The sequence below is a fragment of the Candidatus Pelagibacter sp. Uisw_113 genome, from assembly GCF_047717815.1.
Taxonomy (GTDB): Bacteria; Pseudomonadota; Alphaproteobacteria; order Pelagibacterales; family Pelagibacteraceae; genus Pelagibacter.
Genome location: NZ_CP159809.1, coordinates 1,066,991 through 1,083,295, shown reverse-complemented (window position 1 = coordinate 1,083,295; position 16,305 = coordinate 1,066,991). Strand labels below are relative to the sequence as shown.

21 protein-coding genes are annotated in these 16,305 nt (G+C 29.2%); 8 read left to right on the top strand and 13 right to left on the bottom strand.

Features of this window, described 5'->3' with window-relative positions; translation table 11 throughout:
* Position 1: 1 nt before the first annotated feature.
* Positions 2–193: a hypothetical protein gene (locus ABXT39_RS05850; RefSeq protein WP_415284429.1), complete on the bottom strand. Its 192-nt coding sequence runs from the start codon at positions 191–193 to the stop codon at positions 2–4.
* A gap of 101 nt (positions 194–294) precedes the next feature.
* On the opposite strand from ABXT39_RS05850, the gene ABXT39_RS05845 reads away from it, so the two are divergent.
* From ABXT39_RS05845 to cyoE, 6 genes are all read left to right on the top strand, one after another.
* Positions 295–1,137: a cytochrome c oxidase subunit II gene (locus ABXT39_RS05845; protein WP_415294797.1), complete on the top strand. Its 843-nt coding sequence runs from the start codon at positions 295–297 to the stop codon at positions 1,135–1,137.
* A 75-nt stretch (positions 1,138–1,212) separates the two neighbouring features.
* Positions 1,213–2,997: a cytochrome c oxidase subunit I gene (locus ABXT39_RS05840; protein WP_415295924.1), complete on the top strand. Its 1,785-nt coding sequence runs from the start codon at positions 1,213–1,215 to the stop codon at positions 2,995–2,997.
* 9 nt (positions 2,998–3,006) lie between these two features.
* Positions 3,007–3,717, top strand: coding sequence for a cytochrome c oxidase subunit 3 (locus ABXT39_RS05835; protein WP_415278054.1), 711 nt, complete (start codon positions 3,007–3,009; stop codon positions 3,715–3,717).
* A gap of 8 nt (positions 3,718–3,725) precedes the next feature.
* Positions 3,726–4,064 (top strand): cytochrome C oxidase subunit IV family protein, encoded by a 339-nt coding sequence (locus ABXT39_RS05830; RefSeq protein WP_415278053.1) that lies wholly within the window; start codon positions 3,726–3,728, stop codon positions 4,062–4,064.
* A 5-nt stretch (positions 4,065–4,069) separates the two neighbouring features.
* Positions 4,070–4,333: a hypothetical protein gene (locus tag ABXT39_RS05825; protein WP_415294796.1), complete on the top strand. Its 264-nt coding sequence runs from the start codon at positions 4,070–4,072 to the stop codon at positions 4,331–4,333.
* A gap of 31 nt (positions 4,334–4,364) precedes the next feature.
* The gene (gene cyoE, locus ABXT39_RS05820; RefSeq protein ID WP_415294795.1) at positions 4,365–5,264 is read left to right on the top strand and encodes a heme o synthase; all 900 of its coding nucleotides are present in this window, start codon (positions 4,365–4,367) and stop codon (positions 5,262–5,264) included.
* Between the two features lie 35 nt (positions 5,265–5,299).
* Here cyoE and ABXT39_RS05815 read toward each other — a convergent pair whose 3' ends face one another.
* Positions 5,300–5,545 carry a DUF1467 family protein gene (locus tag ABXT39_RS05815; RefSeq protein ID WP_415294794.1) on the bottom strand — a complete coding sequence of 82 codons (246 nt, stop codon included), beginning with the start codon at positions 5,543–5,545 and terminating at the stop codon, positions 5,300–5,302.
* A gap of 170 nt (positions 5,546–5,715) precedes the next feature.
* Between ABXT39_RS05815 and thrC the strand changes: the two genes are divergently transcribed.
* Positions 5,716–7,092 carry a threonine synthase gene (thrC, locus tag ABXT39_RS05810; protein WP_415294793.1) on the top strand — a complete coding sequence of 459 codons (1,377 nt, stop codon included), beginning with the start codon at positions 5,716–5,718 and terminating at the stop codon, positions 7,090–7,092.
* Positions 7,092–7,577, top strand: a complete 486-nt coding sequence (locus tag ABXT39_RS05805) for a peroxiredoxin (RefSeq protein ID WP_415294792.1) — start codon at positions 7,092–7,094, stop codon at positions 7,575–7,577. The genes thrC and ABXT39_RS05805 overlap by 1 nt, the downstream gene beginning before the upstream one ends.
* Here ABXT39_RS05805 and rnhA read toward each other — a convergent pair.
* The 11 genes from rnhA to ABXT39_RS05750 form a co-directional block, all read right to left on the bottom strand.
* The gene (gene rnhA / locus ABXT39_RS05800; RefSeq protein ID WP_415278047.1) at positions 7,569–7,994 is read right to left on the bottom strand and encodes a ribonuclease HI; all 426 of its coding nucleotides are present in this window, start codon (positions 7,992–7,994) and stop codon (positions 7,569–7,571) included. The genes ABXT39_RS05805 and rnhA overlap by 9 nt on opposite strands.
* Positions 7,994–8,962 (bottom strand): homoserine kinase, encoded by a 969-nt coding sequence (locus tag ABXT39_RS05795; protein WP_415294791.1) that lies wholly within the window; start codon positions 8,960–8,962, stop codon positions 7,994–7,996. Before ABXT39_RS05795 ends, rnhA begins: the two co-directional genes overlap by 1 nt.
* On the bottom strand, positions 8,963–9,907 hold the full coding sequence (gene ispH / locus ABXT39_RS05790) for a 4-hydroxy-3-methylbut-2-enyl diphosphate reductase (RefSeq protein ID WP_415294790.1): 945 nt from the start codon (positions 9,905–9,907) through the stop codon (positions 8,963–8,965).
* Positions 9,897–10,718 carry a Brp/Blh family beta-carotene 15,15'-dioxygenase gene (locus ABXT39_RS05785; RefSeq protein WP_415294789.1) on the bottom strand — a complete coding sequence of 274 codons (822 nt, stop codon included), beginning with the start codon at positions 10,716–10,718 and terminating at the stop codon, positions 9,897–9,899. The genes ispH and ABXT39_RS05785 overlap by 11 nt, the downstream gene beginning before the upstream one ends.
* A 115-nt stretch (positions 10,719–10,833) precedes the next feature.
* Entirely contained in the window at positions 10,834–11,901 is a 1,068-nt protein-coding gene (locus tag ABXT39_RS05780; protein ID WP_415294788.1) for a lycopene cyclase family protein, read from the bottom strand.
* Positions 11,888–12,739: a phytoene/squalene synthase family protein gene (locus ABXT39_RS05775; RefSeq protein ID WP_415294787.1), complete on the bottom strand. Its 852-nt coding sequence runs from the start codon at positions 12,737–12,739 to the stop codon at positions 11,888–11,890. Before ABXT39_RS05775 ends, ABXT39_RS05780 begins: the two co-directional genes overlap by 14 nt.
* Positions 12,739–14,196: a phytoene desaturase family protein gene (gene crtI, locus ABXT39_RS05770; RefSeq protein WP_415294786.1), complete on the bottom strand. Its 1,458-nt coding sequence runs from the start codon at positions 14,194–14,196 to the stop codon at positions 12,739–12,741. Before crtI ends, ABXT39_RS05775 begins: the two co-directional genes overlap by 1 nt.
* A 42-nt stretch (positions 14,197–14,238) precedes the next feature.
* Positions 14,239–14,742, bottom strand: a complete 504-nt coding sequence (locus ABXT39_RS05765) for an ATPase (protein ID WP_415294785.1) — start codon at positions 14,740–14,742, stop codon at positions 14,239–14,241.
* The gene (locus ABXT39_RS05760; RefSeq protein WP_415294784.1) at positions 14,723–15,262 is read right to left on the bottom strand and encodes a F0F1 ATP synthase subunit B; all 540 of its coding nucleotides are present in this window, start codon (positions 15,260–15,262) and stop codon (positions 14,723–14,725) included. The genes ABXT39_RS05765 and ABXT39_RS05760 overlap by 20 nt, the downstream gene beginning before the upstream one ends.
* Positions 15,263–15,318: 56 nt before the next feature.
* Complete coding sequence (locus tag ABXT39_RS05755) at positions 15,319–15,546, bottom strand: F0F1 ATP synthase subunit C (protein WP_006997791.1); 228 nt, start codon at positions 15,544–15,546, stop codon at positions 15,319–15,321.
* Between the two features lie 19 nt (positions 15,547–15,565).
* A complete protein-coding gene (locus tag ABXT39_RS05750) occupies positions 15,566–16,300 on the bottom strand; it encodes a F0F1 ATP synthase subunit A (RefSeq protein ID WP_018413543.1) in 735 nt (244 codons plus the stop codon).
* Between the last annotated feature and the right edge of the window lie 5 nt (positions 16,301–16,305).

Sequence of the window (16,305 nt, the reverse complement as noted above, 5' to 3'; positions counted from 1 at the left end):
TTTAAAGAAACAACGTTAAAATAGCCCCAACAACAATTATAAAAATTAATAAAATATTAACAGATTTTAAATATTTTTGTATTTCTGGTTTCTTTTCTTTTTTTGAAAAAACTCCTGCTCCCAGAGAAATTACAAGATAAAAGCAAAAAACTAAAACCAGCACAACTACAAAGAGACTAAATTTATCAAGCATAATTTAATTCACTATAAAGCCTTATTTACTCATTTATTAATATATTTTTCTATGGATTCGGAAATTTATTTCAATTACTGTTATCTAAGAGAGAGACAAATATGCACCCGGGAATTATATTTTTAGGGGTAATTGTTGGTTCAGTTCTGTTCCATATATATACTCCATGGTGGTGGACAGACATAGCCTCAAACTGGGGGGCAATGGATGATACAATTAATTTAACTTTCTGGATTGGTGGCGGTGTATTTATTTTAGTTTGTTTGTTCATGGTTTATTGCATACTAAAATTTTCCTATAAAGAAGGCAGAAAAGTTGAATACAAACCAGAAGATCATAAATTAGAAAAAATATTAACTATTGCAACTACTGTTGGAGTTATTGCTCTTCTAGCACCGGGTCTAATTGTTTATAATAATTATATCAATACTCCAAAAAATGCACTGCAAGTTGAAGTGAATGCATGGCAATGGGGATGGCAATATAGATTACCAGGTGAAGATGGAATATTAGGCACAGCTCAAGTTGAAAAAATTAGTGATGACAATCCTTTTGGAATAAACTTAGATGACCCATATGGAAAAGATGATATTTTAATTCAAGACGATGTGCTTCACCTAAAAACAGATAGACCAGTGAAAATTTTATTAAGGTCACTAGATGTTTTGCACAATTATTATGTTCCACAATTTAGAGCAAAAATGGATGCTATACCTGGAATCATTTCTTATTATTGGTTTGAGCCAAACAAAATAGGAGAATACGAAGTGTTGTGTGCTGAATATTGTGGAGTGGGCCATTATGCTATGAGGGCAAAAGTTATAGTTGAAAGTGAAGGCAATTATAAAAACTGGATTAAGGAACAGGAAACTTTTTCAGATTTAATTGCTAAACAAGAAAATAATAAATTAAAAACAACTCTACTTGCTAAAAATGATGATTAAATAATGTAAAGGAGAATTATGTCAGACGAATATAACCAACAGAATACACCTCTTGAAGCACAGTCTTCAGAAACCATGTCTGGCTCTTCTGGCACTTCATCAAAAGACATTGATTATGTAAGACCTGCAGAAATTCCTGAACAGGATCTTTATCATGGGCATAGTTTTATTACTAAATGGATTTTCTGTCAGGATGCTAAAGTTATTGGTATTCAATATTTTCTTACTGCCGTGTTTACAGGAATAGTCGGTCTAATACTTTCTTGGTTGATGCGTTTACAATTGGGTTATCCAGATCTAGTTCCATTCATCACAGCAGAACATTATTATCAATTTGTAACTATGCACGGCATGATAATGGTTGTTTATTTTTTAACAGCATTATTTTTAGGAGGTTTTGGAAATTATTTAATTCCTTTAATGGTTGGAGCGAGAGATATGGTTTTTCCATATGTAAACATGGTTAGTTTCTGGATGTTTTTTATCGCAGTGTGTGTTCTCATGGCTAGCTTTTTTGTTCCTGGTGGACCAACAGGTGCAGGATGGACGCTCTATCCACCTCAAGCTATTTTGCCAGGTACTCCTGGTTCCAATATGGGAATTACCTTAATGCTTATTTCTTTATCGTTATTTGTAATTGGATTTACTATGGGTGGATTAAATTACATAATTACAATTTTACAAGCTCGTACTAGAGGGATGACATTAATGAGAATGCCTCTAACGATATGGGGAATTTTTACCGCAACAGCTTTGGCTATGTTAGCTTTTCCAGCATTATTGGTCAGTTGTATTATGATGACTCTAGATAAGATGCTTGGGACTAGTTTTTTTATGCCAGCCATTCTTCAAGCTGGAGAAGTGCTAAGTTATGGAGGAGGAAGCCCTGTTCTTTTTCAACACTTGTTTTGGTTTTTTGGCCACCCCGAAGTTTATATTGTGGCTCTTCCTGCTTTTGGAATAGTTTCAGATTTAATATCTGTTCATGCTAGAAAAAATATCTTTGGATATAGAATGATGGTTTGGGCTATTGTTGGTATAGGAGCTTTAAGTTTCTTTGTTTGGGCTCACCATATGTATGTTAGTGGAATGAACCCTTGGTTCGGTTTTTTCTTTGCAACAACTACACTTATTATTGCAGTGCCAACTGCATTGAAAGTTTATAACTGGATAATAACACTATTTAGAGCAAACATTAGAATGAACACAGTAATGCTTTTTTGCTTAGGTTTTATTGTGACCTTTGTAAATGGAGGAATTACTGGAATTTTTTTGGGGAATGTTGCAGTAGATATTCCACTATCTGATACTTATTTTGTAATAGCTCATTTTCATATGGTCATGGGCATAGCCCCACTTATGGTAATTATGGGTGCAGTTTATCATTGGTTTCCCTTGGTTACTGGAAGAATGTTAAGTGAAAAATTAGGTAAGTGGCACTTTTGGGTTACATTCTTAGGTGCGTATTCAATTTATTTTCCAATGCATTACCTAGGTTTTATTGGAGTGCCACGAAGATATTATGAAATGTATGATAGTCCATATGTCACTTCAGCTGTTGGAATGAATGAGTTTATAACCGTTGCGGCTTTAATTGTCGGTTTTTCACAGTTAATTTTTATTTACAATATTGTAACAAGTTTAAAAATTGGAAAACCAGCAGGCAAAAATCCTTGGCAGGCAAATTCTTTAGAATGGCTAACCCCTGATGTACCACCAACTCATGGTAATTGGGGAGAAAAATTACCAGTTGTTCATAGATGGCCTTATGACTTTAATGTACCTGGTGCAAAAGAAGATTACATAACCCAAATAACGCCACCAAGTGAAGTTATTAATGCAGAGGTAGAAAAAACTTAGGAAAAAAATATGACTGATGTAAAAATTGAAGGCTATGAACTTAAACCAGGGTTTAAAGGAATGGCCACAGATACTGGCTCTGATCAAACAATGTTTAAGGGTGTTCAGTGGGGAAAAGTCATGATGTGGATTTTTTTACTGAGTGATACTTTTGTGTTTAGCTGTTTTTTGATTTCGTACATGAAAGGAAGAACCTCTACAGTAGTAGATTGGCCAAACACAAGTGAAGTCTTTTCACTACATGTAGGCAGCACACCTGTTCCATTATTATTAATTGCAATAATGACATTTGTTTTAATTACAAGCAGTGGAACCATGGCTCTTGCAGTAAAATATGGTTATGAAAAAAATAGAAAAATGTGTGGATGGCTTATTTTAGCTACAGCTATTGGTGGCCTTACATTTGTTGGAATGCAAGTATTTGAATGGTCAAAATTAATACATGAAGGTGTTAGACCTTGGGAAAATCCTTTTGGAGCAAAACAATTTGGTTCATACTTCTTTATGATTACAGGATTTCATGGATTTCATGTTTCAATTGGTGTGATCTTTCTTTTTATTTTTGCAAGAAAAGTTTTTAAAGGTGATTTTGACAACGGTAAAAGGGGATTTTTTACTACAATGAAATCGGATTATGTTGCAATAGAGATTTTAGGTCTTTATTGGCATTTTGTTGATTTAGTGTGGGTATTTATATTTGCCTTTTTTTATTTATGGTAAACTAGATTATGGATGAGATAGAAAACAAAGAAACCGTTGCTTCAACACATAAGATAGGAATCTACTTATGGATTTGGGGATTATTATTTGTACTTAGTTTTTTTTCTTACATGGTTGACTTGTTTGCATTTCAGGGGTTATTAAGGTGGACCTTAATTTTAATATTTATGTTTCTAAAAGCTGGTTTAATAATGGCTTTCTTTATGCACCTATTTTGGGAGCGATATGCCCTAGTTAATGTTCTTTTGTGGCCAATGACAGCAATAGCTTGTTTTATTGGACTTATGGCAGCAGAAGCAAAATACACGGTTTTTACAAGATTATTATATTTTATTACTGGAGGATAAACTTTATGACTGGATACACTGTACTTGCTGGAGCTTTAATATTTTTTTTACTTTTTATTTATGCAACATGGTTTGGTACTGAATTAAAATTAGAGAAGCAAAAAGACAAAGGCCCCACAATTACAATTAATCCATATGACAATATGTCTCTTACTAGAAGATTTATTGATAAAAAAAATAAACAAATTGGAATTTTTGATTTAGGAAATCATATTCTTATTATTGGAATGGTATCAATTTTAGTGTTTATTTTATTAAATGTAGAATAGGCACATCATATCTGATAACCGTTTAACCAAAATGATTAGAAAAAAAACTGTCTCACTAGATTTTAATGAATTAATTAAATCTTTATATCTATTGATGAAACCAAGAGTAATGTCTCTTGTTATATTTACATGCGCCGTTGGCCTTTTAACTTCCAATTCAAATATAGGCATTATTGATGCTATGATAGGCATAACTTTAGTTGCTTTAGGTGCGGGAGCGGCTGGATGTCTAAATATGTGGTACGAATCAGATTTAGATGCACTCATGACAAGAACATGCTTAAGACCAATTCCCACTGGTAAAATTAATAGAAACCAAGCACTTACTTTTGGAGTGTTGCTGTCAGTTATTTCAGTTGTAGCATTAAATTATTTTTCAAATTTTCTATCAGCATCTTTGTTATTATTTACAATATTTTTTTATCTTTTTGTCTACACAATATGGCTAAAAAGAAAAACACCACAAAACATTGTTATTGGTGGAGCTGCTGGTGCATTACCACCTGTTATCGGGTGGACTATAGCAACTAATACAATTAGTTTAGAGCCATTAGCTTTATTTTTAATAATTTTTATTTGGACGCCTTCGCATTTTTGGGCATTGAGCTTATATAAAGCTGATGATTATAAAAAAGCAAAAATTCCAATGTTACCTTTAACAGATGGTATTGAAAAAACAAAAGTATACATTTTTATTTATTCTTTATTAATGCTACCCATCATCATTTTTCCATATTGGATTAATTTTTCGGGTTTAATCTATTTGATTCCAGCATTTGTTCTTACAATTTATTATAATTTTATTTGCTTTGATTTATATCAATATAAAAAAAATAAATTTAATTTAAAGAAAGCAAAAAAAGTCTTTGGCTACTCAATTTTGTATCTATTTTTAATTTTTGTATTACTTTTAATAGATAGTCTTATTTAAATTTTTCGACTCAAAATGTCGTGGTATAATATTTTTTAACTGACTATATTTGTTAGATCTAAATATTCATATTTCATCAATAAGCAAATTATTGTGAAAATAATAGACGTAATACCAATGGAATAAAAAGTCTTTTTAAGAATTTTAGGATTTTCAGGTGCTCCTACCTCATTTGCTGGGATTAAAAATTTTCTTTTTCGATTAACATCTATTGGTAATATAGAAAAAAATACCACTAACTGAATAATTAGATACATTGTAACTAGTCCAATTGTACTCAATTTACCCCCTATATCTTTACCATTAAAGGGTATATAAATTATTCTAAAGTTAAAAGATAATAAGTCATTAATTTACAATTATATTCTTAACTAGTTTATATTTGTAAGAAGATTTTTATTAGCCAATTTTTCACAATTAATATATTTATATTTTAAAAAAAATTAATTAGATGAAGTATATAAGCACCAGGGATAACTCAAAAGAATATAGCTTTGAGCAAGTATTTATTAAAGGGCTTGCAGATGATGGGGGCTTGTTTATTCCAAAAGAGGTTAAAAAATACAGTGCTGAACAAATAAAGGTATTAAGTAACTTGAGTTATCAGAATTTAGCAAAAGAAATAATATACCCATTTATAGGTGACTTTATGACAGCAAATGAGTTGTCAGACATAGTTGATAAATCATATTCTGTATTTAGAAAAGATAACGTCGTAGATTTAATTAAATTAGGTGATACTAAGGTTTTAGAGCTTTTTCATGGCCCGACACTAGCCTTTAAAGATATAGCAATGCAATTGTTAGGAAATTTCTATGAGCATTATTTAAAAAAAAATAATAAAAATATAAACGTTGTGGTTGCAACATCTGGGGATACAGGTGCTGCTGCAATAGATGCGATTAAGGGAAAAAAGAATATAAATATATTTGTTCTTCACCCTCATGAAAAAGTTTCACTCGTTCAAAGAAAACTAATGTCGACAGTCAAAGAAAAGAATGTCTTTAATATAGCGATTGAAGGTAATTTTGATGATTGTCAAAATTTAGTTAAATCAATGTTTGCAGATAAAGAATTTTCTAACTCAATAAATATGTCTGGAGTAAATTCAATAAATTGGGCAAGAATTATTGCGCAAGCTGTATACTATTTTTATACATACTTTCAAACACAAGACAAAAGACCTATTAATTTTTCAGTACCGACAGGAAATTTTGGAGATGTATATGCTGGCTATCTATCAAAAAAAATGGGTTTACCAATAAACAAATTTATAGTTGCAACTAATAAAAATGATATTTTGCATAGAGCAATTTCCAATGGAAACTATGAGGCGGAAAGTGTGTCTGAAACCAACTCACCAAGTATGGATATTCAAATAGCTAGTAATTTTGAAAGGTTAATTTATGATTTAAATGATTGTGATGATAATGAAACTAGTACAATCATGCATGGAATTAAAAAAAAAAATAAATATATTATTTCAAAAGATAAAATGGAAAAAATAAATAAAGATTTCTTATCAGCAAGTATGAGTGAAAAAGAGATTTTAGATACTATTAAAGAAGTTCACATAAAATATAACATTATACTGGATCCTCATAGTGCAATAGGATTTGGATCTTTAAATAAAGTAAATTTAGAAGGCAATAATATTGTTTTAGCTACCGCACATCCATGCAAGTTTCCTGAGGCTATAGAAAAATCAATTGGGATCAAACCTGACTTACCTGATGAACTAAAGTATGTTATGGATGAAAAAGAAAATTATGATATTGTTTCAAATAATCTAAGTAAAACTCAACAATACATTAAGGAAAAAATATAATGAAATTAAAAGAAAATGAAACAATCCCTAATTCTGAATTTTTTATTATGGAAGATGGAAATCCTGTTAAGAAAAATACTTTTGAGTTTTTTAAGGATAAGAAGGTAGTTTTATTTGGTTTACCTGGTGCTTACACATCAGTTTGTTCAGCCAAACATTTGCCTGGATACGTTGATAGCCATGATAAATACCAAGCAAAAGGTGTAGATTTAATAGTCTGTATCTCAGTAAATGATCCATTTGTAATGGAAGCTTGGGGCAAGAGCCAAAATGTTGAAGATAAAGTTTTGATGATGGCTGATCCATTTTTGAGTTTTACGAAAGCAATTGGTGCTGATGTTGATAAAAGTGCCCGAGGCTTAGGTGTAAGATCAAATAGATACACAATGTTAATAAACAATCTTAAAGTAATTAAATTACAAGAAGAAGAAGATGCTGGTGCATGTGAAGTTTCGGCTGCCCAAAATTTTTTAAATTTAGTTTAATTCGGCAGCTTGTTTAGCTAATAAATCAACTTCTTCATTTAGAATATTTCCAGCATGAGCCTTAACCCATATCCATTTAATTTCATGAGATTGATTTAATTCATAAAGCTGAGTCCAAAGTTCTTTATTTTTTACTGGTTCCTTTTTAGAAGTTAACCAATTGTTTTTAATCCATTTATGCACCCAATCAGTAATACCTAATTTCACGTATTGGGAGTCTGTATAAATTTCAATAGGTTGCTGTTCTTTTATTTCCTGAAGCGCTTTAATTGGAGCCATTAGCTCCATCTTATTATTAGTTGTGTCTTTAACGCTTCCACTAATTTTTTTAATTTCATCATTAATATTGATGATTGCAGCCCAACCACCATTTCCAGGGTTTTTTAAACAAGAACCATCAGTATAAATTTTTATCATTATTTATAATAATCTTTGTAGTCATTCAGATTGTTATGGATAATTAGTTTTTGAAAATATTCGTTAGGTTCTTTGATCTGAATTAGTGCAGTTTTAGGAGTATTAAAATAATCATAAATTCTAGTTAGTAGGTATCTTAAAGCTGCCCCTCTACATAATATATTTAATGAGTCTTTCTCTCTTTTTGAAATAGTTCTTATAGTTTCATATCCATCAATTAAGTATTTAATTTTTTTATTATTCATTACGAAAGAATTTTTTTTTTTATCAAAACATAAAGCATTTATACAAATTGCAATCTCATACATCAGAAAATCATTACTTGAAAAATAAAAATCAATAAATCCAGAAAATTTATTTTTATTAAAGAAGATATTATCTATAAATAAATCTCCATGAATAATTCCACTTGGTAAATTTTTTGGCCATTGATTTTTAATATCTTTTAAGCATACATTAAGAGTGGGTTTTAGTTTTGGAGCTATTTTATTAGACTTAAATTTTATACTTTTTAATAAGCTACCTAATTCATTAATAGACATAGAGTTCTGTCTATATAGCTTTATTTTAGTTCCAACTTTGTGAAATTTTGCAATATTTTTTCCAATATCAAAACAATTTTTATAATTAAGAGTGACCTTATCTTTTCCCTTTAAAAAAGTCACAATACTAGAGGGTTTATTTTGAATTCTACTTAAGTGCTTACCATCATTATTCTTTAATGGTTTTGGACAAATAATTTTTTTTTGATTTAGTTTGTCCATTAAGTTCATAAAAAAAGGTAAATCTTTTTTCTGAACTCTTTTTTCAAAAATTGTTAAAATAAATTTTTTTTTATTTGTTTTTAATAAGTAGTTTGTATTTTCTATTCCTTTTTTAATTCCTTCAGATTTGATTATTTTTCCTAATTTGTAATCTCCACTTATTGATTGAAGGTCTTTACTATTTATTTTAGTGTATACAGCCATCTAATTTAATTTTGCAGGAACTTTAAAAAAAATATTTTCTTTGATAATTTCAACTTCCTCAATTTTTATTTTAAAATTTTCTTTCAATTCATTAATAAAATTTTCAACTAAAACTTCAGGTGCTGATGCGCCAGATGAAACACCAATTATTTTACAATTTTGTATTTTGTCAAAAGGAATTACACTCTCTGAATGAATTAGCTCGGCATGTCGGCAGCCAGCTTGTTCTGCCACCTCAACTAAACGAACTGAATTTGAGGAATTTCTACTTCCTAAAACAAAAAACATATCACATTTTTTGGCAATATTTTTAACAGCTGATTGACGATTAGTAGTTGCATAGCAAATATCTTCCTTAAATGGTTCTTTAATCTGTGGGAATTTTTTTTTAAGAGCTTTTATTATATTTTTAGTGTCATCAACAGACAGAGTTGTTTGAGTAACATATGCAATTTTTTTATTATTATCTAATTCATATAATTCAACATCATGCTCATCTTGAATTAAATCAATCGAATCTTCTGGTAATTGTCCCATAGTACCAACAACTTCTGGATGATTGTTATGTCCTATAAGAACAATATGGTAACCAGCTTTGTGAAGATTTTCTGCCTCTCTATGAACTTTTGAGACAAGAGGGCAAGTAGCATCTATATATTCCATTTTATAGCTATCAGCTTCTAGAGGTACCGATTTTGGTACTCCGTGTGCAGAAAAAATTACTGGTCTAGTTTTATCTTTAATCTCCTCTAACTCTTCAACGAAAATTGCACCTATTGCCTTAAGACTATCCACTACATGTTTATTGTGTACTATTTCATGTCGCACATAAACTGGTGCACCATATTTTTTAATACTTTTTTTAACTATTTCTATTGCTCTTTCTACCCCAGCACAAAAACCTCTTGGAGCAGATAACAATACTTTAATTTCTTTATTTTTCATTTTTTTCTAAAAGATACTCAAGCAATATATGAGGAAAGGTTAAAGACGCCAAACCAATAAATATAACTTTTAATATTGCATCATTTAATTGATAGAAATTAGAAAGGAAATATAAACTTATGACATATAAAATCGCAGTTAAAACTGTAAGTGGCATAGCTTTTTTAATAAATGTTATAGCACCAATTTTAAAACTTTTTTCATTAAGCTCTGCTATCAACGAAATTGAATGTCGGAATGAATGTAGGAAGCAAAAGTATACTGTAAAGGCAATTAGTGGAGTTAAAAAATAATTCAGAACAATAATAGAAAGAAAATCTAAAAATATCAAAATATTCATAATTTTAAAATCTTTAAAAAAGTAATAAATACTAGAAAGTAAAGAAATAGATAAAGCAAAAAGTAATATACTGTTATCTTCAATAAAGTTTAAGAATAAATAAAACTTTTCATTTTCTATTAAAAGTAATTTAAAAATATTAATAGTTTCAATAAAGTGAAACATTAGTGGTGCAACGATTATTAGAGAACCTTTTAAGAAATAAAGAATTAGATTGGATACATTTTTATTACTTATCAAAAATTCAGTATCTTCTTTGCCAAAATGATATGAAGCAACAACTAAAAATAATATAAGAGACACAGTTGGAAAAAATAACCAAAATATAATGATACCAATCCCAATAAGGGAATATATCAAATAAAAAAAATAAGATTTTTTTATATTATATAACTGGCTAAGTTTTTTACCTTTTTTATTATCTAGTGCACCATGTGAAATTCCGATTGAAAGAATAAAAAATAAACACACCACTGGAGAAATGATTAAGTTTTCGAATCGATTAACAATCAACGCAATAAAACATGAAAAAACAAAAAAGATAATTGAATGATAGAAATTAATTTTATTTATCAGACTATACATTTTATTTTAAAAGGGCTTTAATAAATAACCATTTAGGCATTTTAAGAATTATTAATAAATCTTGAAAAATATTACTCTTATTAGATAGAAATTTAATTACAGTTTCAGGAGAGTTATCAAATATTTTGAAAAATATATTGGGCATTTGTTTAGCATGATTGCTTAAAACTCTTAAAAATATTTTATCTAGAAACTGATATTTTTTTTTAATTTCATATCTTCTAATTTTATCAATATTATTGATATTTTCCCTTAAATATCTGCTGTGGTCTTGGATATTCAGAAAAGTATACCCAGTACTTAATCTTGTCATGTGTCCTGCAGTGCCAATATTTATTTTATTTTTTTCATTAATATTTGATGGATAAAATAGTGGTACAGCACCATTTTCTTTATAATTAATTTTGTAATTTTTAATATTTAAATGATTTTCAATGTAATCTTTTAATTGCTCATCATAATCCATTTCTAGATCATTATTCATTTTAGATAGCCAGGTGGTTTCAACTAAAGCCTTATTTTTGCTATAAGGCAATGTGTAAAAGAAATGAACACTGTTACGTTGTGGGCAATCAAAGTCCATTAAATTCATAATTTTTTCATCAAAAACATCATTAGCAGTCTCAATCTCAATACCTTTAAAGTGTTGCCAAAGTTTATTTTCTTTAGAATCTATTGATGGAACACTATTAAAAATTAAGGAGTTATTTAATTTTACCTCATTAATATTTTTATAAAATTTGATATTATGATTCTGCTTCAGTGTAGAGTTAATTTTTTTATAGAATAGTCCACTATCAATTGATTGATAAGGTAGCTTATTACATTCTAAAAATTTAGTTTTATTCGATATATTTATAGAAAAATTATCCCAACTCTTTTTTACACAATCTTCAAAATTATGGCTTGTTGTTTTCCAGAAAGACCAAGTTTTATCCCTCTTGTAATCTAATCTAGGCTCAATAATTGCTAATGTTTTATCTTTAAGTTTATTATGAGTTTCTAATTCGTATGCCAAAGATAGCCCAGCACAACCACCACCAATAATTATATAGTCAAATTCTTTCATTTAAATCTATTTCCTCACTAATTAAAAAGTGTTCATTATTCATATAACCACTTTTTTGTTTTGTTAAAAAAAGTGTTGCTAAGTCAAATACAGAAAGAATGGTCTGATAGATTTTTGCAATACTATTGACATAAATCTTACCTGCTTTATTATAATTCTCTATATTCCTTGTTCTTAAAATTTTATCACCTATTTTTTTATAAACCCTTCTAGCTATAAGTATTGCAAATCTAAACTTAAAGGGTATTTCCTTTATTGCTATAAAAGAACTTTTATAGAATAAATCAGCTAAAGCTAATGTGTCGCTTATTGTCTCAAAATCATTCTTAATATAAAATCTATTAATCTTTGAGTCTTCTACAACATCTCTGGATATATTTGTTAATTGCATTGCAATGCCTAAATCTATGGCAGCTTTCATTGAATTGTCACCTTTAACATTTAAAATTTTCGCCATCATCAAGCCTACTGTGCCAGCAACTCTGTAAGAATAAATTAGTAAATCTTTTTTATTATTTAATTGAACTTTTTTAATTAAATCTGATTCAACACCATCAAATAAGTCTTCAATAATTTTTACTGAAATTAAATGATGATCCATAAGATCCCACATATTCTTAATTATTTTATTATTATAGTTTTTATTAAGAAAATCATTTTTAAAAACTAATAGATTTTTTTTTTTAATATCTAATTCGTCATTGTCATCTGCAATATTATCTACAGTTCTACAAAAATCATATAAAGACGAACACTTTTGATAGGTTTTTTTTGGTAAAAAGAAACCAGCCCAATTAAATGACTTTGCGTAAATAGACAGGTAATTTTTATTAGACATTATATAATCTTATCTAGAACTTTTGCTGAGGATAGCACACCAGGAACACCTGCACCAGGATGTGTTCCTGCCCCAACAAAATACAAACCATCATAAATTTCTGATTTATTGTGAAATCTAAAATATGCAGATTGTGTAAATTTGGGTTGGATCGAAAAACCTGATCCAAATTTAGTATTCAATTCATTTTCAAAATAATCTGGCGTTAAATAGAAATCTTCAATAATATTCTCTCTAAGATTAGGAAGTAATGCTTCTTCCATTTTATCTATTACTAAATTCTTCATTTTTTCACCTTCAATTTTCCAATCAATTTTGGATTGATTGTTTGGGACGGGCACAAGAACATAAAAACAATCATTTCCTTCAGGTGCCATTGATTTGTCTGTAGCTGATGGTCTATGAAGGTAATAGCTTATGTCATCATTTAATTTTTTATTATCAAAAATATCACTCAGGTGTTCTTTATATTTATCACCAAATTTGATTGTGTGATGCTCAACATCTGGGTATGTTTTTTTTGTTCCAAAATAGTAAACGAATAGACCCATAGAATACTGCATTCGATTTTGTTTCCATTTAAATAGAGAGCTTGTTTTATTTAGGCTTAGTAGTTTTTCATATACAGCAGGAGGATCAGCATTACATATTACATTATTTGAATATATTTCTTTTTGATTATCTAATTTTACTCCACTAATTTTTCCATTATTTGAAATTATTTCTGTTACTTCATGTCCTTTGATTAATTCAATTTCTTGTTCAATCATTAATTTTTCTAAGCCATTGATTATGTTCCCAGTTCCACCCATTGAATAATGTATGCCCCATTTTTTTTCGAGATATAGAATTAATCCGTATATTGATGTTGTAGTAAAGGGGTTTCCGCCAACTAATAGAGGATGCATACTTAACATACGTCTTAATTTTTCATTTTTTATATATGAAGAAACTAATGAATAAACTGATTTATAGCTTTTAAGTTTTAGTAAAGAGGGCAATTGTTTCATCATCACAAGAGGTTTATCAAATGGAACGTCAGCCAGTTCTGTAAAGCCTTTATCAAATATTTTTTTTGTGAATTTTACAAGCTGCTCATAACCCTTAACATCATCTTTATTTATTTCTTCAATTTGTTTTTTCATTTGATCTTCATCACCAGAGTAATCAAATACACCTCCATCTTCATAAATAAACCTATACCAAGTTTTCAAAGGAGTTAGCTTTATATAATCTTGAGACTTTTTATTAAATAAAGTGAAAAGCTCTTCAATTAGATATGGTGCAGTAATTACTGTTGGCCCAGCGTCAAAAGTAAAACCATTTTTTTTAAACACTCTAGCTCTTCCACCCAAGTCAGGGTGTTTTTCAATTAAAGTTACTTTATGATTTTTGGCTCTTAATCTTAGTGCTGCAGCTATACCACCAAATCCAGAACCAATGACAATAGATTTCATTGAGTTAATTTATAGTTTTTTTAAAAAATTGTAAGGTAATTATTAGCTTATTTTTTTTAAAGCTATTTTTGTTTCTTCAAGGTTCTTTTCAAAAAGACCATCAAGCTTTGATTTATCAACAGAAGTATTAATAATTTTTTTAACTGAATCAACAGCAATTTTAATTGAAACATCTTTTATTTCTTTAAGTGCAGCTTCTTTCATTTGTGAAATTTTATTTTCTGCTAAATTCTTTTTAATTTCTGAAGATTTGTGAAATTTATCATTCATTTCAATTATAAGGTGATCACTATCTTTTTTAGCTTGTTGCAAAATATCATTGCTTACTGTTTGTGCGGTATCAAGTTTATTTTGAGCACTATCTAGCAAGACCTTTGCTTCTTGTCTTAGCCTTTCGCTTTCATCTATTTCATTTTTAATATCAAGGATAAGCTTATTTAAAAGTTCATTAATTTTTTGGGGTATTTTCAAATAAACTAAAGCTCCTATAAATATTAAAAAGGATATAGCTACCCAAAAAGTTGCATCAATTACCATAATATTCATCCATTTTTTTTCTTGAAAGATCTTCTACAATTGCAGAAATACTACTACTGTTAACTTCGGCTCCTATTAGTTGCTGCAGCAAGTCCGAAGAAGTTTCTTCAGCAATCTTCCTGATTTTTTCTGGTGCATTATTTCTAAAAGTTTTTATCTCAATCTCTGCTTTATTAACCTCTTCATCAATTTCTTTATCTAGTGCTTCTTTTTTTACACCAATATCTTTCAACACTTTTTCTCTAGCTTGTTTAAAGTGGTTTTTTGCCTCATTTTTGCTGTCGTGTACTATCTTTTCGTATTCTTCAATTTTTTGTTCACTTTCTTCTCTTTTCTTCTCTGCAGCCTCAATATTTTCTAAAATTTGAGATTTTCTAGTTTCTAGGTTGGCACTTATTTTTGGAAGTATAAGTTTAGATAAAACAACATATAAAATTCCAAAAGTAATAATTAACCAAAAAATTTGAGAAACCCAAAACTCAGGATTTAATTGAGGCATTCCACCGCTTTCAGCTGCAAAAGCTTCCATAAAAAACAGGAAGCTTAAAAATATCGACTGAAAAAATATTTTTTTAATCATTAAATTTAAAATGCAAATAAAATAATTAACGCTACAACTAATCCAAATAGGCCAGTTGCTTCAGCTAAAGCAAAACCTAATAAAAGATTAGGAAATTGTTTTTGGGCTGCAGATGGGTTTCTCATTGCGCCAGAAAGGTAATTACCAAAAATAATTCCAATTCCAACACCGGCACCGGCTAGAGCTATTGCTGCTAGTCCTGCTCCGATCATTTTTGCTGCTTCTAATTCCATTATATCCTCCTTATGTTAGTTAATGGTGTAAATTTAATGCATCATTTAAGTAGATGCAGGTTAAGATTGCAAAAACATATGCTTGAAGAAAAGCAACTAGTATTTCCAAGCCAGTTAATGCAACCGAAAAACTCAGTGGAAGCCATCCACCAACTATTCCAAGGCTTATTACAAAGCCTCCGAAAACTTTCATCATAGTATGACCAGCCATCATGTTTGCAAATAAACGAACTGAAAGACTAACCGGTCTACTTAAGTAAGAAATTATTTCTATAACAACTATTAGCGGCAATAGTACAGCAGGCACTCCGCTAGGTACAAATAATTTTAAATATCCTAATCCATGTTTCATAAATCCAATAATTGTTACACCTACAAAAATAAATGAAGCTAAAATAAAAGTAACAATGATATGGCTAGTTACTGTAAAGGCGTAAGGGATCATCCCAAACATATTGCAAAATAGTACAAACATAAATATAGAGAAGATAAACGCAAAGTAGGGTTTTGCTTTTGATCCTGCGGTATCACTAATCATTTTAGAAACAAAAGTATAACTTAATTCAGAAAGAAGTTGCATCTTGCTTGGTAGTAAAGAGTTTTTTTTTGACCCTAAATTAAAAACCAATAAGATTGCAAGTGAACTAATCACCATAAACAAACTTGCGTTTGTGAAAGAAATATCTATTGCCCCTAATTTAATTTCTGGTCCAATTCTATAAACTTCGAATTGGTTCATTGGGTTTGTAGCCATAATTT

Bases quoted from the DNA above. Each gene is read 5' to 3' on its own strand.
- ABXT39_RS05850 (WP_415284429.1), bottom strand. From the start codon at position 193: ATGCTTGATAAATTTAGTCTCTTTGTAGTTGTGCTGGTTTTAGTTTTT.
- ABXT39_RS05845 (WP_415294797.1), top strand. From the start codon at position 295: ATGCACCCGGGAATTATATTTTTAGGGGTAATTGTTGGTTCAGTTCTG.
- ABXT39_RS05840 (WP_415295924.1), top strand. From the start codon at position 1,213: ATGTCTGGCTCTTCTGGCACTTCATCAAAAGACATTGATTATGTAAGA.
- ABXT39_RS05835 (WP_415278054.1), top strand. From the start codon at position 3,007: ATGACTGATGTAAAAATTGAAGGCTATGAACTTAAACCAGGGTTTAAA.
- ABXT39_RS05830 (WP_415278053.1), top strand. From the start codon at position 3,726: ATGGATGAGATAGAAAACAAAGAAACCGTTGCTTCAACACATAAGATA.
- ABXT39_RS05825 (WP_415294796.1), top strand. From the start codon at position 4,070: ATGACTGGATACACTGTACTTGCTGGAGCTTTAATATTTTTTTTACTT.
- cyoE (WP_415294795.1), top strand. From the start codon at position 4,365: ATGATTAGAAAAAAAACTGTCTCACTAGATTTTAATGAATTAATTAAA.
- thrC (WP_415294793.1), top strand. From the start codon at position 5,716: ATGAAGTATATAAGCACCAGGGATAACTCAAAAGAATATAGCTTTGAG.
- ABXT39_RS05805 (WP_415294792.1), top strand. From the start codon at position 7,092: ATGAAATTAAAAGAAAATGAAACAATCCCTAATTCTGAATTTTTTATT.
- rnhA (WP_415278047.1), bottom strand. From the start codon at position 7,994: ATGATAAAAATTTATACTGATGGTTCTTGTTTAAAAAACCCTGGAAAT.
- ABXT39_RS05795 (WP_415294791.1), bottom strand. From the start codon at position 8,962: ATGGCTGTATACACTAAAATAAATAGTAAAGACCTTCAATCAATAAGT.
- ispH (WP_415294790.1), bottom strand. From the start codon at position 9,907: ATGAAAAATAAAGAAATTAAAGTATTGTTATCTGCTCCAAGAGGTTTT.
- ABXT39_RS05780 (WP_415294788.1), bottom strand. From the start codon at position 11,901: ATGAAAGAATTTGACTATATAATTATTGGTGGTGGTTGTGCTGGGCTA.
- ABXT39_RS05775 (WP_415294787.1), bottom strand. From the start codon at position 12,739: ATGTCTAATAAAAATTACCTGTCTATTTACGCAAAGTCATTTAATTGG.
- crtI (WP_415294786.1), bottom strand. From the start codon at position 14,196: ATGAAATCTATTGTCATTGGTTCTGGATTTGGTGGTATAGCTGCAGCA.
- ABXT39_RS05765 (WP_415294785.1), bottom strand. From the start codon at position 14,742: ATGAATATTATGGTAATTGATGCAACTTTTTGGGTAGCTATATCCTTT.
- ABXT39_RS05760 (WP_415294784.1), bottom strand. From the start codon at position 15,262: ATGGAAGCTTTTGCAGCTGAAAGCGGTGGAATGCCTCAATTAAATCCT.
- ABXT39_RS05755 (WP_006997791.1), bottom strand. From the start codon at position 15,546: ATGGAATTAGAAGCAGCAAAAATGATCGGAGCAGGACTAGCAGCAATA.
- ABXT39_RS05750 (WP_018413543.1), bottom strand. From the start codon at position 16,300: ATGGCTACAAACCCAATGAACCAATTCGAAGTTTATAGAATTGGACCA.